This window comes from Pseudomonas sp. LBUM1652 (assembly GCF_059716105.1).
In genome coordinates this window covers 2,669,302-2,691,644 of record NZ_CP166804.1, presented here as the reverse complement: position 1 = coordinate 2,691,644, position 22,343 = coordinate 2,669,302, and the positions used below count along the sequence as shown (strand labels likewise).

Sequence of the window (22,343 nt, the reverse complement as noted above, 5' to 3'; positions counted from 1 at the left end):
AAAACTGCGCGGCATCTCTAATAAAAACAATCGAGAGCCGCTCCATGCCCTTCCCCTCTTTGTTTCGCCTGCGCACGACCTCCATCGCTCTGTTCTGCAGCTTTGCCGCTCCGGCAATGGCGGTGCAGGTCACCGATAATCTTGACCTGGGCGGCGCCATTCGCGCGCGCTGGGATGTCGATCCTGATCGCGACATTCAAAAGTTCGGCCTCGACACGGTGTTCCTCAGCGCCAAGTACAACTCCGATACCTGGATCGGCGAGGCGCAGTATCGCTTCTACGGTCGCTCCTACCCTTACCAGTACAGCAAAAACTACGGCGACATCCGCTTCGCCAAGTTCGCGTGGGCCGGGTACAAATTCAATCCCGATCAGCAAGTGCAGGTGGGCTTGAACACGGTGCCGTTCGGTTTGCAGCCCTATTTCGGCAGCACCTTTTACGAAACCCTGGGCAACGTCATCGGCCTGGAAGATGTGCAGCAGGTCGGCGCCAAATACATCCAGCAAAGTGGCGACTGGAATTTCCAGGCCGGTTACTACCTGCGTCCTGCCTGGCAAGGCAAAGGCACCAGCAATGGCGTGACCTATTCCAGCGTGGTGTCCGAGGCTGACAGCTACGTCGCTGACGGCAGCGACAACCAGGAGCGCAACACCCTGGTGCTGCGAGTGGCCAAGGCCATGGATCTTGGTCCCTGGAAATCCGAAGTCGGCGTCTCGGGTCTGACTTCAAGCCTTCAGAACAGAGACACCGACAGCGATGGGCGACGCAACGCCGTCGCCGTCCACTATCTGGGCAAGAACGGCCCGTGGGGCGTGCAACTTCAGGCGGCGCGACAGCAGATGTCGCCGCGCAACCCCGGCAGCGATGAAGTGGTGACCCTCGGCGGTTACGACGGCACCTACAACGTTGCCAGTCGCGGCAATTTGTACGTCGCGGATGTGAGTTATGACGTCGCCGGCAAGTACCTTTTCGATCAAGTCAGCGGGATCAAGCTCTACGCCAACTACAGCGCTTTCGACAAGTCTGCCAGCGGCTTCAAGACATCAGAACGAATGATCCTCGGCAGCTCGTTTTCGGTGAGCAAGTTGTGGGTGGCCGCCGAATGGCTGATCGGCAAGAACGATCCCTACATCGGCGGCAGCAGTTACACCCAGAGCCTGGGCGCCGGCGGACTGGATCAGTGGGAGAACCAGATGTATGTGAACATTGGGTATTACTTCTGATCCGGGATTGACTGCGTATCAAAGTCAGCCTTCGCGAGCAAGCTCGCGAAGGCGTCCTGCCAAACACCACTTGCATCCGCCCCTCACCAATAGTCAGATAGGCCCTACAAACCAAACTTACAAAAATAAAACCGAGCTAAACGCTCGATCCGGGGTTCTGCCTCCATGCGTCAACTGCCCTCGCTCAACACCCTGCGCGTGTTCGAAGAAGTCGCGCGCCATCGCAGTTTCAGTCAAGCCGCACAAGGACTGAACGTCACTCAGGGCGCAGTCAGTCGCCAGATCAAACAACTCGAAGACTACCTGGGCGTGGCGCTGTTCGTCCGCACCCCGCAAGGCCTGTCACTGACCGAAGCCGGCAGCAACCTCAAACCGCATCTGGCCGAAGCGTTCGACCACATGGAACGTGCGCTGCAAGCGGTGCGCGTGCCCAACCTGCGTCAACGCCTGCGCGTGCTCGCACCGCCAACCTGGGCGACACGCTGGCTATCGCCGCACTTGCGTGCGTTCTGTCAGCGCTATCCAGACATCAGCCTGAGCGTGACCAATCAGGCCAGCCACGACAGCGCCGCAGAAATCGACTGCCACATCCGTTTCGGCCTTTGCGCCTCTACGCATTGCGCAAGTCAATTGTTGGTGATGGAACGGCACATCGCAGTGGCCAGCCCTGAGTTATTCAATGGCGATCAAGCGCCGGATTTGAGGGAGTTTCCACTGTTGCACATCCTCCACGACGGCAAGCGCCTGAAGGTTTGGGAGAACTGGCTGGCGGCCATGGGCCGGGAGGACATCGATGCCGGGCAGGGACTGGAATTCAGCACACTGGATCAGGTGATCCACACCGCGCTGTCCGGAGGTGGCCTGGCGGTGATCGATCGGCAGATGATCGAGAAGGAACTGGCTAACGGCAGCCTGTTACCGATCACCCCGATTGAAGTGATCGGCCCCTACGGTTACTGGCTGGATGTGGCGAATGACAAGCAAGGCTTGTCGAAAGTGAAGCTGTTTACCGACTGGTTGAGTCTGGTCAGTAATCCTTGAACATCTCACATCCTCTGTAGGAGCTGCCGCAGGCTGCGATCTTTTGATCTTGAAAGTCAAAATATCGCAGCCAGCGGCAACTCCTGCAGAGTGGTTTGTCAGATCGGGGTGGCGACCTTGGTCACGACAACCGCGCTGCCCTCCACCGGACTCTGCGCCTTGCACGCCTGACTCAACGTCAACGACTTGGTCTCCGGCGCCCACGCCCATGAAAGCAGCGCGCCAATCGCCAGGATCGCCGCCAGAATGCCCATGGTCGGACTCAGACCAATCCCCGCCACACTGACCGGCAGCAGGAACGTACTCACCGCCGAGCCCAAGCGACTCACTGCGGTTGCCAGGCCAATACCGCTGGCGCGCACTTCGGTCGGGAAACTCTCTGCCGGGAACACCCCGACCAGATTGCTCACCGCCGACAACACCAGTGTGAACACGCCGAACACCAGCACCATCAGCCACGCCGCGCTGCCCGGCAACACCGCCAGCAGGAGCAACGCCACCGCAAGGATGATGAACGAGTTGATCAGAAATCCGCGGCGGGTGAACTTGATCGTGCACCAGATGCCGATCAGCGCACCGAGGATCAGCAGCATGTTCAGCATCAGTTCGGTGCCAAAGCCTTCCGCCAGGCCCATCTGCTGCAGGATCGACGGCAGAAATGTGTAGATCGCAAAGTACGGCATCACGATGCACACGAAAAACAGGCAGTTGAACGCGGTGCGTTTGCGGTACTCGCGGCTGAACAACACCGCATAGCCGGAACGGGTTTCCGTGGAGCGGGTTTCATCCAGCTCTACGTTATCGCCCAGATGTTTTTTGACGATCGCCCGCGCCTCGGCCACCCGCCCTTGATTGACCAACCAGCGTGGCGACTCCGGCGTGCCGATCCGCGCAATCAGAATCAACGCAGCGGGGATCGCTGACGAGGCCAGCATCCAGCGCCAGGCATCGTCGCCAAGGCTGAGCATCGCGGTGCCGACGAAGGTGGCGGCAACGTAACCAAACGTCCAGATCACGCTGAACGACCCGAGCAACACGCCACGATGCTTCTTCGGCGAGAACTCGGCCAGCATCGCGTGACCGACGCTGAAATCACCGCCCAACCCAATGCCGATCAGCACGCGGCAGAGAAACAGGCTCATCGCCGTTTCAACGTAGAACTGCATCACCGAGGCAACAGTGATGAGCACGAAACTGACCAGGAAGATTTTCTGCCGGCCGACCTTGTCCGAGATCCAGCCGAAAAACAGACTGCCGAAAAACAGCCCGATCAACGCCGAAGCGCCAATCAATCCCTGCCAGAACGCATCCAGTTGCATTTGCGGGCTGAGCAAGGTGAACGCAATGCCGATCAGGCCAAGGATATAGCCGTCGGTGAAGTGCGCGCCGAAGGTCAGGCCGGCGATTTTGATGTGGAAGCGACCGATGGGCAGGTCGTCGATTTTTATCGGTTGAGCGGACATGTTCATCTCCAATTGTTGTTATTGACGGAGAAATCGATTGCTCTTGTTTTAACGGTGGACGCGATCCCTGTGGCGAGGGGATTCATCCCCGATGGGGTGCGAAGCAGCCCTTCTTTTGAATCAAAAAGCAGGGGAGTACTGCGCAACTCATCGGGGGATAAATCCCCTCGCCACATAACGCCTCACAAGGTTTCATCAGGAGAAGTCAGAGACCGCCCATCAACAAGTATTTGATCTCCAGATAGTCATCCAGACCGTACTTCGAACCTTCGCGCCCGAGGCCCGATTCCTTGATCCCGCCGAACGGCGCTACTTCCGTAGAAATGATCCCTTCGTTGATCCCGACCATCCCGGCCTCAAGTCCTTCGGCCATGCGCCACACCCGGCCAATGTCGCGACTGTAGAAATACGCCGACAGCCCGAATGGCGTGTCATTGGCGCGCTGCAATACTTCGGCTTCATCCTTGAAGCGGAAACACGCGGCGACCGGCCCGAAGGTTTCGTCCTGCGCGATCAGCATGTCGCCATTGACCTCGGTGAGGATGGTTGGCTCGTAGAACGTGCCGCCCAAGGCATGACGACGCCCGCCGCACAACAGCGTGGCGCCCTTCTCCAGTGCATCGCTGACATGGCTTTCAACCTTGGCCAGCGCGGCAGCGTTGATCAATGGGCCTTGCTCGGTATCACCTTCCAACGCACTGCCGACTCGCATCGCCGCAACGGCTTCAGCCAGTTTGCCGGTGAAGGCCTCGTACACACTGTCTTGAATGAAGAAGCGGTTGACGCACACGCAGGTCTGCCCGGTGTTGCGAAATTTGGAGGCCATCGCACCTTTGACGGCAGCGTCCAGATCGGCATCGTCGAAGACAATGAACGGCGCGTTGCCGCCCAGCTCCAGCGAGACCTTTTTCAACGTGTCGGCGGCCTGCCGCATCAGCAATTTGCCAGTGCGCGTAGAACCGGTGAACGACAGTTTGCGCACCACGCTGGAAGCTTGCAGCGCGCCACCAATAGCGACGGCATCGCCGGACACTATATTGAGCACACCCGCCGGAATGCCGGCCTGTTCAGCCAGTACCGCCAGGGCGAACGCCGACAATGGCGTCTCTTCCGAAGGTTTGAGAATCATCGTGCAACCCGCCGCCAACGCCGGCCCCACCTTGCGGGTGACCATTGCCAACGGGAAGTTCCAAGGGGTAATCGCCGCAACCACGCCGATGGCTTCCTTGACCACAATGATCCGTGCATCGGCCTTGTGGCTCGGGATCACATCACCGTAGGCCCGCTTGGCCTCTTCGCCGAACCATTCGAGGAAGCTTGCGGCATACACTACTTCGCCCATGGCCTCGGCCAACGGCTTGCCCTGCTCACGGCTGAGCAAAGTCGCCAGATCTTTCTGGTTGGCGAGCATCAAGTCACTCCAACGCTTGAGCCGTTGGCTGCGCTCCTTCGCCGTCAGTTTTCGCCACGCCGGCAACGCACGGTTGGCAGCCTCGATGGCCAGAACGGTTTCCTCGGCACCGGCCTTTTGCACCTCGGCAATCAACTCGCCATTGGCCGGATTGCGCACCGGATAAGTCGAGCCACCCCTGCCCCATTGGCCATCGATGAAGTTGCCGTACCGGATCAAATCGCTCATGCCACCGCTCCTTGCAGGGTGAACCGCTCCAGCCCCGGACGGGCCATGCGCAAGATGCGTTTGCCAGCGGTGTAATCGTTGATCACGTCGCACGGCGTGTAATTGCGTTCCAGTTCATGCAGCTCGTCAGCGTCGAGCCTGGTTTCCAGTGCGGCCAGCGCACTGTCGAACTGCGCCGTGGTATCAGCGCCGACCAGCATGCAGTCGACACCGGGGTGATTGGCCACCCAGGCCTGGGCGATTTGCGCATTCGACACGCCGCGAGCACGGGCTACGCGCTGCACCGAATGGGCGATCTCGAACGAGGCTTCGTCGCTGTACATCTGCTGGGTAAAGAAGTCGGTCTGGTTGCGGGTCGACTGCACGTCACCGGTCAGCAAGCCGCGAGCCAGCGGACTGAACACCGAGACGCCAATACCCTGGTCGCGGCAGAACGGAATCATCTCGCGCTCTTCTTCGCGGTAGGCGCAATTCAATTGCAGCTGCATGTTGATCGGCTTGACCCAACCATTGCGCTCGCAAGCCATGATGATCTTCGCCAGTTGCCCGGTGAGCATGGTGGATACGCCGATATAGCGAGCCTTGCCCGAGCGCACGATATCGTTCAAGGCGCTCATGGTTTCTTCGACCGGGGTGTTCACGTCGAAGTAATGCAGCATGAACACGTCGACGTAATCCATGTCCAGACGCTTCAGCGACGCATTAATGCTGTCCATGATGTGCTTGCGCGAATGGCCGCTGGCATTGATGCCGGTGCGAGTGCCGTAACCGACCTTAGTGGTAATCACCAGGTCTTCTCGACGAGCCAGACGCTTGACGATGCGCCCCACCACTTCTTCACCGACACCGGCAGAATAGAAGTCTGCGAGGTCGATGAAATTCACGCCGTTATCCAGTGCGTGCGCGACGATCGGCTCGCTCTGCTTTTCATTGAAGATCCACGGTTTCCAGTCCGGCGTGCCCATGTTCATGGTGCCCAGGCACAAGCGGGAAACTTGCAGGCCGGAGTTGCCCAAACGAATGTATTGCATGGCTCTGACCTCAGGCTTTCGGCGTGTAGAAAGGGTTGCTGATGTGCGCGACAACATCTTTGAGTTGCGCGGTTTCCGGCTTGCCGGTCAGGGCTGCGCGAATCGCAGTGCGGCAGGCGTTGTAGTTGTTCAGATACACAGCGTCGAGATCGTCGCAGGCCGGATTGACCCAATTGGCCGTGACGATCGCCCACTCATCTTCGGCTTCCGGTGGCAGCGTGCCATCGAGCAATGCTTCAAGCACTGCTTTAGCGATCCCGGCTTGCGAAGCGCCCCACGTTGCGTTGCCGTGCAAGTCGCTACTGATCGCGGCTTTGTTCACATACAGGGTCATCGGCTTGACTGGAATGTTTGGCTGCGCAATCACCATGAACGGGCAATGGCCCTGGCTCGGCGACGCGAGGCTGTTGGCGAAAGCCTGCCCCGCCGGACCATTGCGCGGACCGATCAGAATATTGATGTGCGCGGCGTTCACGCCCGGGCCTTCGAAACCTTCACCGATGTACAGGTCGAGTTCTTTCATCAGTCATTACTCTTTGTGATGCAGAGGGATTGTTCGGGTGATCGGCAGCTCACGCGGGCCGGATGGCGAGCGTGATCAATAACGGGCATGGGGAGGTGCGACGGGGAAGATGCGACATGGCTGCAAACGCTCTCTGGTTGTTATTGATGAGCTGTGTTTGCGATTTTTTAACACCGGGCCATGAGCCGGCTGTAACCATTAAAAATCATGGGGCAATGACTTTTAGTCATGGCCCCTTGAAGACGACTGGAGAAAGGCTGCTAGCGACGCAAGCCCTGGCTCACGGGCCTGAAGGCATTCACAGCGAGCCAGGCAAAGCCGATGCGGCTTTCGATCTGGTTCATACACACTGAAGGTCAACGCCGACCTGCACAACCCGTTGCTGTGCGTCAGCAGCGTCTATGACATTGCCTCTGGCGACCTCTCGCTGCCGGGCACCTGGAAAATGAAGGAGGGTAAATAATGTTCGTTAAAGTGTTCGATACCCACGTGCGGACCAAAGATGGCCGCTACCTGCACTTCGATGTGCTCACCGATCGCCAGGCAGACGCGGCGAAGTCCTACGCACGGCAGTTTCTGATCGACAACGGCTTGCAAGACGAGGACATTTCCCAGAGCCAGTGCCAGTTCTGCCACAGCGAACCGGCCAATCCGCAGGTCGCTGCGGCGATCAACGAAAAAGGCTACTTCATCATCACTCTGCAAGGCTTCGAGGAGTAACGCCATGACCCGCTATCAGCCACTGAACTGCGATTTGCACGACTATCTGGAAATCGCCTGCATGCGCGGCTATCAATTGGATATCGAGTTGATCGATGGTCAGCGGCTGGTTGCCCGGGCCATCACCACTCGCACCTCCAGCGACAAAGAGGAGTTCCTGGTTATCGAACAGGCAGGTGCGCAACAGGACATCCGTCTCGACCAACTCTTCGCAATCACGCCGCAGGATGCCAATGCCGAGTTCGGTCGGATCGTGCTCAGCGAAGCATCTTGCGGCATCTGAGAAAAAATCCCGTCCGGATTGAACCGGCGCGGGATTTTTTTGAAACGAAGAGGCTTTACGCAACCACAGGAATCATCGGATCGGCAGCCGCCAGAGCGCTCACGCGATCAGCCGCCGGCGGATAGATCCACTGAGTGTTGATCTGGGTTTTCAAAGCTTTGCCTTCCTGTTTAACCAGTTTCACCTGACGATCCCAGCCTTCGGTGTACACCGCGCCCCAGGCACCAAGGTCCAGACACGTTACGTATTTCGGCTGGCTGTACGGCGTCGGGTCAACACCGAGAATCTGCGCCGCAACGTTATTGCCGGCGTGACGACCGAGCGAGATCGCATGCTGGCAGGTCATCAGCGCGTAGTTGCCAATATCGTCGGTAGCGGCGTAGGCCACATCGCCGGTGGCGAAGATATCGTCCTGACCGATGACTTTCAGGTGCGCGTCGACGTGCAGGCGCCCTTGCTTATCGCGTTCGGCGGGGATTTGTTCAGTCAGAGAGCTGGCGCGCACACCGGTGGTCCAGATGACGGTTTTCGCGTCGATGTGCTGACCGTCCGACAGGGTCACACCGTTAGCGTCGATTGATTGCACCGAAACGCCCAAGCGCCATTCAACCCCCAGCTCCTCGCTGGCTTCGACGATGGATTTACTGATTTCTTCGCCCATCGAGGCACCGATCTTCTGTCCACGATCGACGACGATAACCTTGATATCAGCCTGCTCACCGAGAAGCTCGCGCAGACGCGCCGGCATTTCCGTCGCCGTTTCAATACCGGTGAAACCGCCACCTGCGACCACGACGGTATTGCGCGCCTGGTTTTCCGGCAGATTTTTCAGGGCTTTCAGGTGAGTTTCCAGGTGAATGGCCGCTTCGATCCGGTCCACATCAAAGGCGTGCTGGCTGACACCAGGTGTGTCTGATTGTGCCAGGCCACTGCCGGCCGCCAACACCAGTTTGTCGTAGTGGAGCACTTGCTTCACGCCAGAGGCATCGGTGTAGCCGACCGTTTTTTGCGCGACATCGATGGTCTCGGCCGCGCCTTTGATGAAGTGAACGCCGACCACTTCGAACAGTTCACTCAGCGGTGCAGCCAGTTGATGAGCATTCGGCTCGTAGAATCGCGGACGTACACGCAACTCGGCCTGCGGCGCGAGAACGCTGACTTCGACGTCATCACGACCGTGAAGATCCACCAGACGCGTCGCACTCAACGCCGACCACATACCGCCAAAACCCGCGCCGATAACCAGAATCTGCTGCTTCATTGTGTTTCTCCAGAAAAAGCCAAACCGCTGACAGAGAGGTGATCGATGTTGCCTAAAACCACACACTGCCAATCCAATAGCGCCGACTCTATTGGTCGGATATAAATCCAACAAGTCAGATTTACTGATAGATTTAAACGAAATATTAGATATTTATCGCGCTTGATGACCTGCGAAAAACCTAATATTTATTGGAGCAATGACACAGAAAGATGCAACTGCAGTTGATCTGACAGATTGCCGAGTCGGCATCAGACTGTTAGCATTTACGACAAATCAAGTCGGACTTATATATGTCTCTTTATAGCGCAGGCGTCGAATACGGCATTCATTGCCTGACTTTTCTGGTGGGTAGCGGAGGCGACAGCCGCGAAGCCAGCGTGCGTGACCTGGCAGAATTGCAAGGCGTGCCAGTGGAATATCTGGCGAAGATCTTCACCAAACTGGCCAAAGGCAAACTGGTAGTGGCGTCTGAAGGTGTGCGCGGCGGGTTCAGCCTGGCGCGGCCGGCCGACGAAATCACCCTGCTCGATATCGTCAAAGCCATCGATGGTCGCAAGAACATTTTCGAATGCCGGGACATTCGCGGGCGTTGCGCGCTGTTTGAAGGCAGTCCCCCGGAGTGGGCGATTGAAGGCACCTGCTCGATCCACGCGGCCATGATGACCGCGCAAAACCGCATGGAAGAAGCGCTTTCACAGCAAACCATTCTTGACATTGCGAGAAAAGTCGGACGCAAAGCGCCAGCGGAGTTCGGCCAGCAAGTGGAGGACTGGATTCAGGATCGCCGCGAGAAAAAGGGCAATTTCGGTACTATCCCACTGACCGACATTTCAGACTGACCGCCCCTGAAAGCCAAAAAAAAGCAGAAACCGTTGATGCGGTTTCTGCTTTTTTTACGCTCATAAATGGCGTTACAGGCAATCGCGCACCGATTTGCGCAACGACCCGGATTTTGCCCATGGCGGCCCCTGGTACAACGACACGCGGCTACCGTCCTTGTACTTCACGATATCGAGAATCTCGTCAGCCGTGATAATGCTTGGCGCAGTAATACGATAGCCGTTGGAAATCGAAGTCTGCGAGGTCTTGGCTACATCCTGTTGCCATAACGGTAATACACAAGCGGCATAGTCCCTTGGCGTCTTGTCACTGGTTTTGCTCACGTTGGGCTCACCCGGCACCAACGATGTCGGCAGCGAGCATCCCGCCAACATGGCCAACGCCAGACTCCCGATCCATATTCGCATGGTGTTCCCTTAATCAAAAAAAGCGAATGTAACGCCTAACCGTAGTACACATCCATCGTGGCACCGCGCCCTCAATGAACATAGGACAATTTTTTACATCGATCAGGCCAATGACAGACCAGCTACGCGCGACAGCTGAAAAATGCGGCTACTCTTTTCTACCGAGAATGTTCAGGAGGTGATCATGCGGCTCAACGAATACGAACACGAACTTCAGCGCGACCTGCAGAGTGTCGCATCGGATCTGCGCTGGTCGGCAGTCGACCTTAAACGCATCGCCGAACAGTTGCGCAAGTCCGGTAACGAAGCGGACGCCCAGACAGTCCTGAGATCCTGCGAGGTTTTGCAAAGCGATGAAGAGCGACTGCAGTTGTACGCCAGAGAAGTGAAGGCGCGCGCCATCAGCCGAATCAAAGTCCACTGATACTGACTCGCTCCACCCAACACGAGCCCCGGCGTAAACCGGGGCTTTTTCATTATTGCCTCCTGCAGGAACCTTTAAAGAATGGCTCGGCTCGAATATTGCAGTTTTATTACCTATTCGTGACAGGCAGTTAACAGGTAACAGATGAAAGTACGAGCAACCGTCATTTGCGAACAGGACCGTCACATTCTCCTGGTGCGCAAACCTCGATGCCGCTGGACTTTGCCCGGAGGCAAAGTCGAGCCCGGTGAAACCCGAGCGAATGCAGCCGTGCGCGAATTGCGCGAAGAAACAGGGCTGAAGGCCGACGACGTGCTTTACCTGATGGAACTACAAAGCGGCAGCACCCGGCATCACGTCTATGAAGCCTCAGTGCTGAATATTGATCAGGCACGCCCGCAGAACGAGATCATCGACTGCATCTGGCACCCGCTGAATGCCGTGCACAATCTGCATACCAACGACGCGACCTTGCGCATCGTCCAGGCTTTTCAACGACGTTTATGATGTTCAGCCGGCGAAAGCCCTGCGGCCCGCGCTTATTTCCGTGCGTAATTCGCCGATGAAATTGGAAATGTCACGGATCGTGACGAGATGTTCCGGGGAAACGCCATTGAGCAGTAACTCGACGCGCCCGCTGTCCGGCTCATAAACCTTGATCCGCAATAACCCCTGCCCTACTTGCGTGCAGTCGCACTTCAGCGCAGGGAAGCCGGATTCGACAATGCGGCAAATGTCGGCAATGGCGAGCATGAGCGGACGCCTCACAGGCGCGGGATCGATCCGATGAGCATAGATGAGCGATTACCGCCCCGCTCGCCCGAAAAACGCCAACTTGATCACATATTCCATCTGTCTCTCAGTGGGCGTCATGGCCCCAGATCCAGTTCCAGAGCCCCGGCAACTGCACCGACTCAGAGCTTTGCTGAACAGTACGCGCCAGTGCAGCCTTCTCCAATGCAGCGCGGTCATCATAGAACGGCTTGTCCGCCAGCTTCACGCCGGTAGCCGCAGCGCTATCAAGCAGGATTTGCAGGTATTCACGCGTATGCCGCGCGGTATAGCGGTTGAGGTCATGGAAGGTCACTACCACCGGAATCACCCCGTCCACGGTTGGAATTTCGCCTTGGGCAATGCGCTCGCGGACTTCCGATAACTGCCGAAGCATGTTCGCCCGTCGACGCGGGCTGGCATTGAAACCCCAGATCTTGCCGTCATTGGCACTCAAATCGGTCAACAAAACGTGCAGCCCGTGTTGCTGATAGGCGGCGAAAGTACGTTTGTCGTAGTTCCAGAATGGCGGGCGCAACAACTTGGGCGGCGCTCCGGTAATGGCCGCGATGTCCGCTGTGCCGTTGCTCAGGGACTCTTCGAGTTGTTGTGGGTCGAGCGAGCGATGGTTGGTGTGCCAGTGAGTGGCGGTATGAAACGCGAGAATATGCCCCTCATTGTGCTCACGTTGCATGATGCTACGGCCGATCTCGCTATGACCGGCCCGAGGCGCACGAGTCTGGACGAAAAACACGGCTTTGATGTCCGGTTGCAGCGGATTGTCCTTCAGACTGTCGAGCACCGTGGCCGATGGGTTCCAGAAACTTGAAGCGCTGGGGCCGTCATCGAACGTCAGCAGAAAACGAACCGGCGCTTGATCCTTCAGCCGTGTTTCGGTTTTCGCAGTCATTTCGATGGGCGCGGCGATACAGCCTGCCAGTCCGAAAACGATGGCCGTCGCACAAAGAAGCTTGAATCCGGATGTCATGTTTTGCCTTGAGCCCGACCACTGCGGTCATATTGTCGATCGGCAAAGCTCCCTCGCCCTTATCCATCCCTGCGCTCGGTTCTGCGAGCTGAGGTTGGATAAGGTACACAGGGTTTGGTTCCGGCGCTCGTTCAGCGAGTCAACGCCTGCTCGAACGAGGTGTCGATAATCCCCGACGTGGCCAGCGGTGCCGGCAACGCTTTAACTTTAAACAGGAAATCCGCAGTGCTTTGCAGGTCGGTCGCGGCTTGTTGATCGACCGGTCCGACCGTCATGTGCGCCTGGCGCAGCCAGTGCCGCGAAACCTCCTGATCAAGATTGGCCTTCTTCGCCCACAAGTCAGCGTACTCGTCGGTATGGCTATCGACCCACGCGCGCGCCTGCTTTAAACGCCCGAGAAAATCGGCTATCGCCTCACGTTTACTATCGACAGACGGTGTTGATGCTGCAATCGCACTAAGCCCCGGCATGAGATTCTTCGCGGTCAGAATCGGACGAGCGCCGGAGAACAGAATCTGCTGGGAAATGTACGGTTCCCACACCGGAAAGGCGTCGATGCTGCCCTGGGGCAAAGCAGCAGCCGCATCAATCGGCATCAGCTTGACGAAGTCAACGTAGCTCTCTGGCAGACCACTCTGCTCCAGTGCGCGCAAGGTCAGTTGCTGGCTCCATGCGCCGGGCCAGTAAGCGACTTTCTTGCCCTTCAGGTCAGCGATGGTTTTTACCGGCGAATCCTTTGGCACCAGCAACGCGATGGTGTCCGGGTTCTGCCGTGACACGCCGATCAGTTTCACGGGCGCCTGTTTCGCAGCGAGAAACAGAAAACCTGAATCGCCGAGGAATCCCAGATCGAGAGAACCTGTCTGCAAGGCCTCAGCCAACGGTGCGGCTGCCTGGAAATGCTTCCAGTCCACCGTGTACGGCGCGTCCTTCAACACGCCCGATGCTTCCACCGAGGCGCGGATGTTGTAGTAATTCTGGTCGCCGACATGCAGGACCACAGGCTCGGCAGCGTAGGAAAAAGGCGATGCGAGCAATGCAACGGTCAGCGTGTTGCGGAGGAAACGGGAAAGCTTCATGGCGAGTCCTGCAAATGAAGGATGCATAGACCATAACGCTCTTAACTACCTAATTTTAAATTCGATTAATGCATAAGCTCATCACTGCAAATACCGAGAGCCAACTAAGCTGATATTTCCTACAGGAGATTCAGCCCATGTGCGGAAGACTCTCGCAATACCGTGGCATTCACGACTTCGTCGCGGTGCTGAGCATTCCCGATGCGTTGATCAACCATGTCGGCGACGCACCACTGGCACACTACAACGCTGCGCCAACCACTTCGCTGGCCATCCTTCAGCAACACAATCACCAGGTTCATGCGCAAAATCTGCGCTGGGGCTGGCGCCCGCATTGGGCCAAGGACCGAGCACCGCCCATCAATGCGCGCGTTGAAAAAGTTGCCCACGGGCCGTTCTTCCGGTCGATCTGGCGTCATCGCCTGATCGTGCCTGTCGACAACTGGTTTGAGTGGGTGGATGCAGAGGATCACACCCGACAACCCTGGCTGATTCGTAGGGCCGATCACGGGCCGGTTTTCTGCGCCGGCATCGGTCAATTTCCGACACCCGATACGCAAGCACTGGATGACGATGGCTTCGTGATCATCACCGCCGACAGCGAGGGCGGCATGCTCGACATCCACGACCGCCGCCCGGTGGTGTTTTGCGCAGAACTGGCACGCGAATGGCTCGACACGGCCACACCGCTGGAGCGGGCCGAACAAATGCTGTTGTTCGAAGGTGAAAAAACCGAGGTGTTCGAATGGCACAAGGTCGACAGAGCCGTGGGCAATTCACGCAATCAAGGCGCAGGCTTGATTGATGAAGTGGCCTAAAGATTTCTTGCCGTGGCGCGTTATCAAAAGGCACCAACCGAGAGTGATTCCGTTTCGTTACAACGACTGTTTCAACAAAGAAACAGCAACCCGCTAAACAGTCGTTTGAGTGAATTAACCGCCTGTCTGACACTTCAACCGTCATACATACATTTAGATGCGCTACGGATAGCATGCGCGCCGCATTTCCATTTGGTATACCAGTTGACCAAAGAGTCAACAAACAAGGAAATTCCCTACAACTCTTTTTAAGCCTTGCAGAGAACTAAGTTGCGCGACGATTTTGCAATCAAACAGGCCAAGGGCCTGGAGTGTGTATATCTGTCCACGACAGAACGCTTTCAACTCGACTGTTTTATCGGCCATTACATCAAGACCCGAAACCTGAGTTCAGTCCCTGACATCGAACGTATCTTGCGCACCACCCTCGAGGGGTATCCCGGTCATGCGCCGGTGATGGTCAACGAACTCAACGCGTGGATCGACAGAACCTTGGGATATCGGGCAACACATCCGGACTTCACACAGTTGGAAGACCTTTAAAATGCAAAAAGCCCCGTTTGATACGGGGCTTTTTGTATGGGGCATTCAGGGTTTCAGCGGACGCTCCTGATCCCGATCCGACAACTCTCTGCTGTCATCATGTTTCCAGGTCTGTTCTTGTCGTCTTTTTTGCTCCTCTATCTCCGCTTCCGTTGGCTCATCGTCATCATCATCCGGACGTGTCTGCTCGATTGCCATGCCCACCTCGCTTTTGGAAGAAATCATCATCCTTAGAGCGTAGAACAGTTTCATCGACCCACTTAAAACCACCAATGCAGCAAAGCGAAGAAACCAGCCAAAGACTCTGCCAGCAAATGCCGTTGGAAAGCATGAACAATCTTGCGCAATTGCCCCAGCCCTGCGCGTAACATAGCGCCATTCACAATCGCGTCAGGGAAACGACATGCTGTACCGAATCGCAGCCGATGGGCTGGTGCTGTTTCATTTGCTATTCATTCTGTTCGTGCTGTTCGGCGGGCTGCTGGTGCTCAAGTGGCCGCGGCTGATGTGGCTGCATATACCCGCCGCCGCGTGGGGCTTTGCGGTCGAGATGTTGCACCTGACCTGCCCACTGACCTACTGGGAAAACCTCATGCGCCACGCCGCCGGGCAAACCGAATACGCCGGCGGTTTCATCGAGCATTACATCTGGCCGATCATCTACCCCGCCGGGCTCACCCCGCAGATTCAACTGGCGCTGGGCAGTGTGGTACTGGCGGTTAACCTGCTGGTCTACGGGCGGTTGATTCGCTCGTGGAAACTTCGCCGAGCCGCTGCACACTCTTAACTTGTCTCACCCTCGCGGACTGATGTGAAGCGCGCATCGAAATCTGCCGCCAAATCCGCCAGGGTGATGCCGCCCAACCTCGACAGCAACAGCGCCTGCGCTTCATCGAAGGTGCGCGTCAGCGCGGCATTCACCGCTTGCTCGACCAGACACTCCGGATGATCCGTCGACAAGCCGATGGCAAAAATCGACTGCGTGCCCAGCGCCTGATGAATCTCCAACAGCGAGATCTGCCCCAAAGGTTTGGCCAGCGCCCAACCACCCTGATGCCCCTTCTCCGACGTCACGAACCCCTGCTCCTTGAGCAAGCCCATGGTGCGCCGCACCACCACCGGATTGGTGCCCAGCATGCCGGCGATGGTTTCCGAGGTCGCACGTTTTTCGTGGCGATCCATGTGAATCAATACGTGAAGCATGCGCGACAGCCGAGTGTCATTTCTCATCGATGATCCTTTTCAAGCCCTTGCCAAGACGCGCCGAGTATCGCTTGCAATGTCTGAAGTTACGAGACTATTGACAGGCATATTTCACGTAACTTACGGTGTACCGTGAAAATCACACGGAGATTTGATCATGGTGTACGACGTCATCATCGTCGGCGGCAGCTATGCCGGACTGTCTGCAGGCCTGCAATTGGCCCGCGCCCGACGCAAAGTGCTGGTGATGGATTCGGGCCTGCGTCGCAACCGATTTGCCGAAACTTCCCACGGATTTCTCGGACAGGACGGACGTGCGCCAGGCGATATCGCCCACGACGCCCGGGAGCAACTGCTGGCTTATCCGACGGTGCAATGGCTGGCAGATACCGCGCTGGAAGCACGTCAGACAGACCAAGGCTTCCAGGTGCACACCACCACCGGACAGCAAGCCAGCGCCAGACGACTGATCATCGCCAGCGGTGTCATCGATGAATTACCCGCCATCGAGGGTCTTCAAGAGCGCTGGGGTAAAAGCGTGTTTCATTGTCCGTACTGCCACGGCTATGAACTGAATCAGGGCGCAATTGGCGTGCTGGCGACGTCACCGCTGTCGATCCACCACGCCTTGCTCTTGCCGGATTGGGGCCAGACCACTTTCTTCACCAACGGCGTGTTCGAGCCGGACGCCGAACAACTGGCAGAACTCGATCGACGCGGCGTGACGCTGGAACCTCAAACGGTCAGCCATATCAGCGGTAAGCGAGCAGATGTAGTGCTCAGCGATGGCCGGGTGATCAGCGTTGCCGGTCTTTTCGCCATGCCGCGCACTCGAATGGCCAGCCCGTTGGCCGAGCAACTGGGCTGTGTTTTTGAAGACGGCCCGATGGGCCCGTTCATTCAAACCGACGCCATGCAACAGACCAGCATACCGGGCGTGTTTGCATGCGGTGACGCGGCGCTCGCCGCCGGTTCGGTTGCCGTCTCGGTAGGTGATGGCGCACGTGCGGGAGCCGGCACTCACCGTTCACTGGTTTTTGTCTGATACAGACTAACGAGACGTCTGCTTGAGAACTTCCAGCCACGCCGGATCAAGGCGTGGCTGATCGATATCAAAACCAAGCGCATGCATCCGCTCCTTGTGCGCTTCGACTTCACGGTGCAGTTGCGCATGATCGCTGGAGTTACCGTCCAGCTCATGCATCTGCGTCAGTCCCAAGTGATAGAAACGCAATACCTTCATCGCCGTCGGATCATTCTTCTGCACTGCCGCCGTCACCTGATGCATCACATTGGTGACGCTCATAAGATTGCGCTTGAGCCGCCAGCTATAAACAGCCGGGGCCATCCAGGTCTGATTCCAGAAGCGCCCGCGCAACAAAGCCGCCGTCAGCAGGAACGCCGCAAACACTCCGCCAACATTGAAGCGCAGGTTATCGCCGCCGGGCTCGCCAAACAGTGCCACCGCCACCGTCGAAAACAACATCGCCAGCACCAGGAACAGCACGGCGATGATCATTGTGCTGCGCCGCGTCTGCTGGCGAAAAGTGACGGCGTCCATCGGCTGAATCTCGAACATCACGACTGACTTCCTTGAATGACAAAAAGGGCAACGGAAAAAACTGGCCCGCGCATTATCGCCTCTACCAAGGATTTAGCTATGCTGGGGCTCCTTTTCATCTTTTCACCAATCAACGGGGACATGGCGGTACAGCGCAGATCGTGCCATCTTCATTCATGGATACACACTATTCGGATGCCATTCGCCTGGTTTGGGGATGACATCGTTTTAAGGATCATTGCATGACCCAACGACACGTAATCAACGCCTCGGTCAGCCCTAAAGGCAGCCTGGAAACCCTTTCTCAACGTGAAGTTCAGCAACTGAGCGAAGCCGGATCCGGCAGCACCTACACCCTCTTTCGCCAGTGCGCCCTGGCCATCCTCAACACTGGCGCCCATGTCGATAACGCCAAGACCATCCTCGAAGCCTACAAGGACTTCGAAATCCGCATTCACCAACAGGATCGCGGTGTGCGCCTGGAGCTGTTGAACGCTCCGGCCGATGCTTTCGTCGATGGCGAAATGATCGCCAGCACCCGGGAAATGCTGTTCAGCGCCCTGCGCGACATCGTCTACACCGAAAACGAACTCGACAGCCAACGCATCGACCTGAGCACCTCGCAAGGCATCAGCGACTACGTCTTTCATCTCTTGCGCAACGCCCGCACGTTGCGCCCGGGCGTCGAGCCGAAGATCGTCGTGTGCTGGGGCGGCCACTCGATCAACACCGAAGAATACAAATACACCAAGAAAGTGGGCCACGAACTGGGCCTGCGCAGCCTCGACATCTGCACCGGCTGCGGCCCCGGCGTGATGAAAGGCCCGATGAAGGGCGCGACCATCGCCCACGCCAAACAGCGGATACATGGCGGTCGCTACCTGGGCCTGACCGAGCCAGGCATCATCGCCGCCGAAGCGCCGAACCCGATCGTCAACGAGCTGGTGATCCTGCCGGACATCGAAAAACGTCTGGAAGCCTTCGTCCGCGTTGGTCACGGCATCATCATCTTCCCGGGTGGCGCCGGGACCGCTGAAGAGTTCCTGTACTTGCTGGGCATCCTGATGCACCCGGATAACGCCGGCCTGCCGTTCCCGGTGATCCTGACCGGGCCGAAACATGCCGCACCGTATCTGGAGCAGCTCGACGCCTTCGTCATCGCCACCCTCGGCGAAGCGGCCAAGCAGCACTACGAAATCATCATCGACGACCCGGCTGAAGTCGCGCGCCAGATGACTCAGGGTCTGAAAGCCGTTAAGCAGTTCCGCCGCGAGCGCAACGATGCGTTCCACTTCAACTGGCTGTTGAAAATCGACGAAGGCTTCCAGCGTCCGTTCGATCCGACCCACGAAAACATGGCCAACCTGAAACTCAACCGCGACCAGCCACCGCACGAACTCGCGGCCAATCTGCGCCGGGCGTTTTCCGGGATCGTTGCCGGCAACGTCAAGGACAAGGGTATTCGCCTGATCGAAGAACACGGTCCGTATCAGATCCGTGGTGATGCGGTGATCATGCAACCGCTGGATGCTCTGCTCAAAGCCTTCGTCGCCCAGCACCGGATGAAACTGCCGGGCGGCGCGGCGTATGTGCCGTGCTATCGAGTGGTGGCGTAAGCGTTCAAACCTTCACGCCCTCTTGCGGGAACCAGAAAGTTGGCTTCCACAAGTGGGCATTCCTGCGAGGTAAGTATCAATCAGGCCGAAACCGTACCTCGCGATAACGAGGTACTGCCAGATGCCAACCAATGTTGCCGATCCATTGCACCCTGAATGCTTCGGCGCACTGTACGGCCTGCTCGCGAATGACCACATCACAGCCCAATCGATCCAGCTCATCAGGCAGCCGCGCCTTAAGATCGAAAAACATCAAGGCCCATGCTTCGATCCGTTGCCTCACTTCAGTCGCTGCCTGATCAGGGCTCAAGCCTTGATGATGGCGCAGGTGGGTCAGCAGGTTGTAAACATCCTCGTCGGGATTTTCCATAATGCGGAATGACAGAAGATCATTGACCGCCTTCATTAAGTTCAGGGTAATCCTGCGAAGCGTCTGCCATGGCGTGCTGTAGTAGACCGCCGAGGGAAGCTCGATCCGGGTTGCAAAATAGGTGAACTCGAAACAAACCTGAAAACCGCCAGCGTTGCGCCAGATGCTTTCATAATCATCAAGCATCGGTTGAGTTCCTTCAACTCGATGAACGGCAGCACACATACAGGCGTGAATGTAGCTGGTGTATTGATCGAGCGTCCGACATCTCCATTGCTCGGTCATGGACAACCCTGCCCGAGCAATGATGTTTGCCAGTCCCCCTGCCAACCCTTCGCACGTCCGAAAAGCCCCACCAAGCGCAACGTCATGCACCTTGCGCAGTACCTTTTCCAGTGCTTCGGGTGATCGGCTCAGGTCTTCGTCAGCCAAGTCATCCACGCGACTGAACCAACCCGTCAGATCAGAAAGGATATACAAATCTTCACGCTCAGCATCGGGCCACATGTAGCCCCCGTATTTGCCTGGAAGATAGATATCAAGTTGATGCGTCGCACGCGCGGAAGCCTCAAGCCCAAGGCCTTTGAGCCACTGACGAGTATGTTGCTCGGCCTCTTCACTCAGAGGGCTTAATGTAATCTCAAGCCCCTGTAAACAGGGAGGGAGGCAGTAGGTCACAGTGCACCTCGTGGATTTTTCTCATGGCGGAGGGAAACGTGGGGGTTGAGATTTGGCTGTCCTAGAAACTTCGTGACTGAAAGCGCAATACCCTTTGCATCAAGCGCACATTGCTGAAGGACTTCTTCCGGTGTGGCGTGCTCGATAAAGTCGTCCTCGAATCCAAGTTGCAAGGTTGGACGGAACAAGCCAGCGCTGTTCAAATACTCAAGACACGCCGAGCCGGCGCCACCTTTGATACAACCCTCCTCGACAGTAATCAGCACATCGTGACCACGCGCCAGTTCATCCAGTAAGGAATGATCCAGTGGCTTGATGAACCGCATATTGGCCAAGGTCGCATCCAGCGTTATTGCAGCCTCCAGAGAAGCAGCCACAACTGAACCGAAAGCAAGGATGGCAACTCTCGGGTAATCGAGGTGCGTGGACAAACGACAAACCTCACCTCGACCTACAGGAAGGCTTGCCAATGGCTCTCCATCGGGAACACCAACAACCCGCCCCCTTGGATATCGCACTGCAGCCGGCCCATCGTGCATGAGCGCGGTATTCAACATCTGTCGACACTCGTTTTCATCCGCCGGCGCCATCAACACCAAGCCGGGAATACAGCGCAGATAAGCAATATCAAAGGCTCCGGTATGCGTTGCACCGTCCGCCCCAACGACGCCAGCCCTGTCGATAGCCAATACGACTGGCAAATGCTGGATCGCTATGTCGTGGATCAATTGGTCGTAGGCACGCTGCAGAAAGGTCGAGTAGATCACCACCACCGGTTTGAGTCCCTCTACTGCCAAACCTGCGGCAAAAGTCAGGGCAGGTTGTTCGGCAATCCCGACATCGAAACACCGACCCGGAAAGCGCCGCTGAAACTCGACAAGCCCCGAGCCTTCGCACATGGCCGGGGATATGACCATCACTCGCGAGTCGTACTCGGCGACCTCGCATAACCATTGCCCAACGACGTCCGCATAAGTCCGAAGCGAAGCTTTCCCGACCTTGAATCCGCATGCAGGATCAAACTTTCCCGGTGCGTGATAGAGCACCGGGTCATGAACCGCAGGCGCATACCCATAACCTTTGCGGGTGACAACGTGCAGCACTCTGGGTCCTGGGCGCTTGGCGTACACGCGCAAGGCTGAAACCAGTTGATCGAGATCATGCCCATCGATCGGTCCTGAATAGTCAAAACCCAATGCCTGAAAAAAACCGGAAATTACCTGCTTGCCTTCGCTGCGAGCCAACACCTGAAGGTGCTCACACAAAGCGCCGACCGGCTTGGAAATGGACATGTGGTTGTCATTAAGAATGACTAGCAAGGGCAGGTGCGTGTGCATTCCCGCATTGTTCAACGCCTCGAATGCCATCCCACCGCTCAGCGCCCCGTCGCCAATCACCGCAATACAGTGCCTTGATTCACCCTTGTATTGTGCAGAGACAGCCATGCCTAGTACGGCTGACAGGGAAGTACTGGCATGAGCAGTGCCAAAGCAATCGAATTCAGACTCCTGGCGGCGAGGAAAGCCAGAAATGCCACCCCGCTGCCTGATCCCGGCCATCGCTTTGCGGCGACCAGTCAAAATCTTGTGCGCATAGGCTTGGTGTCCAACATCCCAGACGATACGGTCAGCAGGTGTTTGAAAAACGTAGTGCAAGGCGATGGTTAGCTCAATCGTCCCTAGATTTGCCGAGAGATGACCGCCAGTTGCAGCCACGCTTTTCAAGACGAACATACGCAATTCCTCAGCCAATCGAGGTAATGCTGATCGATGCAGACGACGCAGATCAGCGGGCGAGTCAATCAGGGCGAGCAGACCCGCCCTGGGTAATACGCAAGCTCTCGATAAGTCGCTCCATG

General features: G+C 57.2%; 26 protein-coding genes. 12 read left to right on the top strand and 14 right to left on the bottom strand.

From position 1 onward, the window contains the following. Positions 1 to 44: 44 nt before the first annotated feature. Positions 45 to 1,223 (top strand): hypothetical protein, encoded by a 1,179-nt coding sequence (locus ACA069_RS12360; protein ID WP_497617739.1) that lies wholly within the window; start codon positions 45 to 47, stop codon positions 1,221 to 1,223. 165 nt (positions 1,224 to 1,388) lie between these two features. Then, positions 1,389 to 2,264 carry a LysR substrate-binding domain-containing protein gene (locus tag ACA069_RS12355; RefSeq protein WP_489880090.1) on the top strand — a complete coding sequence of 292 codons (876 nt, stop codon included), beginning with the start codon at positions 1,389 to 1,391 and terminating at the stop codon, positions 2,262 to 2,264. A gap of 98 nt (positions 2,265 to 2,362) precedes the next feature. Here ACA069_RS12355 and ACA069_RS12350 read toward each other — a convergent pair whose 3' ends face one another. From ACA069_RS12350 to fae, 4 genes are all read right to left on the bottom strand, one after another. Then, on the bottom strand, positions 2,363 to 3,727 hold the full coding sequence (locus ACA069_RS12350; RefSeq protein ID WP_489880089.1) for an MFS transporter: 1,365 nt from the start codon (positions 3,725 to 3,727) through the stop codon (positions 2,363 to 2,365). A gap of 205 nt (positions 3,728 to 3,932) precedes the next feature. Beyond that, positions 3,933 to 5,366 (bottom strand): NAD-dependent succinate-semialdehyde dehydrogenase, encoded by a 1,434-nt coding sequence (locus ACA069_RS12345; protein ID WP_187680688.1) that lies wholly within the window; start codon positions 5,364 to 5,366, stop codon positions 3,933 to 3,935. Continuing rightward, positions 5,363 to 6,397 carry an aldo/keto reductase gene (locus tag ACA069_RS12340; protein ID WP_497617735.1) on the bottom strand — a complete coding sequence of 345 codons (1,035 nt, stop codon included), beginning with the start codon at positions 6,395 to 6,397 and terminating at the stop codon, positions 5,363 to 5,365. Before ACA069_RS12340 ends, ACA069_RS12345 begins: the two co-directional genes overlap by 4 nt. A 10-nt stretch (positions 6,398 to 6,407) precedes the next feature. Then, complete coding sequence (gene fae / locus ACA069_RS12335) at positions 6,408 to 6,920, bottom strand: formaldehyde-activating enzyme (protein ID WP_093437400.1); 513 nt, start codon at positions 6,918 to 6,920, stop codon at positions 6,408 to 6,410. A gap of 462 nt (positions 6,921 to 7,382) precedes the next feature. Between fae and ACA069_RS12330 the strand changes: the two genes are divergently transcribed. Beyond that, complete coding sequence (locus tag ACA069_RS12330; protein WP_187680692.1) at positions 7,383 to 7,640, top strand: DUF2024 family protein; 258 nt, start codon at positions 7,383 to 7,385, stop codon at positions 7,638 to 7,640. Between the two features lie 4 nt (positions 7,641 to 7,644). Beyond that, positions 7,645 to 7,923: a Rho-binding antiterminator gene (locus ACA069_RS12325; protein ID WP_489880087.1), complete on the top strand. Its 279-nt coding sequence runs from the start codon at positions 7,645 to 7,647 to the stop codon at positions 7,921 to 7,923. A gap of 55 nt (positions 7,924 to 7,978) precedes the next feature. On the opposite strand, the gene ACA069_RS12320 is transcribed toward ACA069_RS12325, so the two are convergent. Continuing rightward, positions 7,979 to 9,184, bottom strand: coding sequence for an NAD(P)/FAD-dependent oxidoreductase (locus ACA069_RS12320; protein WP_497617733.1), 1,206 nt, complete (start codon positions 9,182 to 9,184; stop codon positions 7,979 to 7,981). 293 nt (positions 9,185 to 9,477) lie between these two features. Between ACA069_RS12320 and ACA069_RS12315 the strand changes: the two genes are divergently transcribed. Continuing rightward, the gene (locus tag ACA069_RS12315; RefSeq protein WP_401265394.1) at positions 9,478 to 10,026 is read left to right on the top strand and encodes an RrF2 family transcriptional regulator; all 549 of its coding nucleotides are present in this window, start codon (positions 9,478 to 9,480) and stop codon (positions 10,024 to 10,026) included. A 72-nt stretch (positions 10,027 to 10,098) separates the two neighbouring features. On the opposite strand, the gene ACA069_RS12310 is transcribed toward ACA069_RS12315, so the two are convergent. After that, positions 10,099 to 10,434 carry a hypothetical protein gene (locus ACA069_RS12310; RefSeq protein ID WP_187680696.1) on the bottom strand — a complete coding sequence of 112 codons (336 nt, stop codon included), beginning with the start codon at positions 10,432 to 10,434 and terminating at the stop codon, positions 10,099 to 10,101. A gap of 184 nt (positions 10,435 to 10,618) precedes the next feature. Here ACA069_RS12310 and ACA069_RS12305 point away from each other — a divergent pair, with 184 nt between their 5' ends. Both ACA069_RS12305 and ACA069_RS12300 read left to right on the top strand, forming a co-directional pair. Further along, complete coding sequence (locus tag ACA069_RS12305) at positions 10,619 to 10,858, top strand: hypothetical protein (RefSeq protein ID WP_187680697.1); 240 nt, start codon at positions 10,619 to 10,621, stop codon at positions 10,856 to 10,858. A 144-nt stretch (positions 10,859 to 11,002) separates the two neighbouring features. Then, positions 11,003 to 11,365 (top strand): NUDIX hydrolase, encoded by a 363-nt coding sequence (locus ACA069_RS12300; protein ID WP_497617730.1) that lies wholly within the window; start codon positions 11,003 to 11,005, stop codon positions 11,363 to 11,365. Between the two features lie 3 nt (positions 11,366 to 11,368). Here the strand turns inward: ACA069_RS12300 and ACA069_RS12295 are convergent, their stop codons facing one another. The 3 genes from ACA069_RS12295 to ACA069_RS12285 form a co-directional block, all read right to left on the bottom strand. After that, positions 11,369 to 11,611 (bottom strand): DUF1652 domain-containing protein, encoded by a 243-nt coding sequence (locus ACA069_RS12295; protein WP_187680699.1) that lies wholly within the window; start codon positions 11,609 to 11,611, stop codon positions 11,369 to 11,371. Positions 11,612 to 11,717: 106 nt separating this feature from the next. Beyond that, positions 11,718 to 12,617, bottom strand: a complete 900-nt coding sequence (locus ACA069_RS12290; protein WP_497617728.1) for a polysaccharide deacetylase family protein — start codon at positions 12,615 to 12,617, stop codon at positions 11,718 to 11,720. 131 nt (positions 12,618 to 12,748) lie between these two features. Next, positions 12,749 to 13,696 carry an ABC transporter substrate-binding protein gene (locus tag ACA069_RS12285; RefSeq protein ID WP_497617726.1) on the bottom strand — a complete coding sequence of 316 codons (948 nt, stop codon included), beginning with the start codon at positions 13,694 to 13,696 and terminating at the stop codon, positions 12,749 to 12,751. A gap of 137 nt (positions 13,697 to 13,833) precedes the next feature. Between ACA069_RS12285 and ACA069_RS12280 the strand changes: the two genes are divergently transcribed. After that, positions 13,834 to 14,514 (top strand): SOS response-associated peptidase, encoded by a 681-nt coding sequence (locus ACA069_RS12280; protein ID WP_497617725.1) that lies wholly within the window; start codon positions 13,834 to 13,836, stop codon positions 14,512 to 14,514. 270 nt (positions 14,515 to 14,784) lie between these two features. Then, positions 14,785 to 15,057, top strand: a complete 273-nt coding sequence (locus ACA069_RS12275; protein ID WP_187680703.1) for a hypothetical protein — start codon at positions 14,785 to 14,787, stop codon at positions 15,055 to 15,057. Positions 15,058 to 15,102: 45 nt separating this feature from the next. On the opposite strand, the gene ACA069_RS12270 is transcribed toward ACA069_RS12275, so the two are convergent. Beyond that, a complete protein-coding gene (locus tag ACA069_RS12270; protein WP_187680720.1) occupies positions 15,103 to 15,309 on the bottom strand; it encodes a hypothetical protein in 207 nt (68 codons plus the stop codon). Between the two features lie 151 nt (positions 15,310 to 15,460). Between ACA069_RS12270 and ACA069_RS12265 the strand changes: the two genes are divergently transcribed. After that, positions 15,461 to 15,844, top strand: coding sequence for a DUF2784 domain-containing protein (locus ACA069_RS12265; RefSeq protein ID WP_187680704.1), 384 nt, complete (start codon positions 15,461 to 15,463; stop codon positions 15,842 to 15,844). Here ACA069_RS12265 and ACA069_RS12260 read toward each other — a convergent pair. Beyond that, positions 15,841 to 16,287 (bottom strand): Rrf2 family transcriptional regulator, encoded by a 447-nt coding sequence (locus ACA069_RS12260; RefSeq protein ID WP_497617723.1) that lies wholly within the window; start codon positions 16,285 to 16,287, stop codon positions 15,841 to 15,843. The genes ACA069_RS12265 and ACA069_RS12260 overlap by 4 nt on opposite strands. Positions 16,288 to 16,417: 130 nt before the next feature. Between ACA069_RS12260 and ACA069_RS12255 the strand changes: the two genes are divergently transcribed. Then, positions 16,418 to 17,305 carry an NAD(P)/FAD-dependent oxidoreductase gene (locus tag ACA069_RS12255; RefSeq protein ID WP_497617721.1) on the top strand — a complete coding sequence of 296 codons (888 nt, stop codon included), beginning with the start codon at positions 16,418 to 16,420 and terminating at the stop codon, positions 17,303 to 17,305. Between the two features lie 6 nt (positions 17,306 to 17,311). On the opposite strand, the gene ACA069_RS12250 is transcribed toward ACA069_RS12255, so the two are convergent. Further along, on the bottom strand, positions 17,312 to 17,839 hold the full coding sequence (locus ACA069_RS12250) for a DUF3087 family protein (protein WP_497617720.1): 528 nt from the start codon (positions 17,837 to 17,839) through the stop codon (positions 17,312 to 17,314). Positions 17,840 to 18,063: 224 nt separating this feature from the next. Here ACA069_RS12250 and ppnN point away from each other — a divergent pair, with 224 nt between their 5' ends. Beyond that, positions 18,064 to 19,437, top strand: a complete 1,374-nt coding sequence (ppnN, locus tag ACA069_RS12245) for a nucleotide 5'-monophosphate nucleosidase PpnN (RefSeq protein WP_187680707.1) — start codon at positions 18,064 to 18,066, stop codon at positions 19,435 to 19,437. Between the two features lie 76 nt (positions 19,438 to 19,513). On the opposite strand, the gene ACA069_RS12240 is transcribed toward ppnN, so the two are convergent. Further along, on the bottom strand, positions 19,514 to 20,485 hold the full coding sequence (locus tag ACA069_RS12240) for a terpene synthase family protein (RefSeq protein ID WP_497617718.1): 972 nt from the start codon (positions 20,483 to 20,485) through the stop codon (positions 19,514 to 19,516). Beyond that, positions 20,482 to 22,299, bottom strand: coding sequence for a 1-deoxy-D-xylulose-5-phosphate synthase (gene dxs, locus ACA069_RS12235; RefSeq protein ID WP_497618225.1), 1,818 nt, complete (start codon positions 22,297 to 22,299; stop codon positions 20,482 to 20,484). The genes ACA069_RS12240 and dxs overlap by 4 nt, the downstream gene beginning before the upstream one ends. Positions 22,300 to 22,343 lie beyond the last annotated feature (44 nt).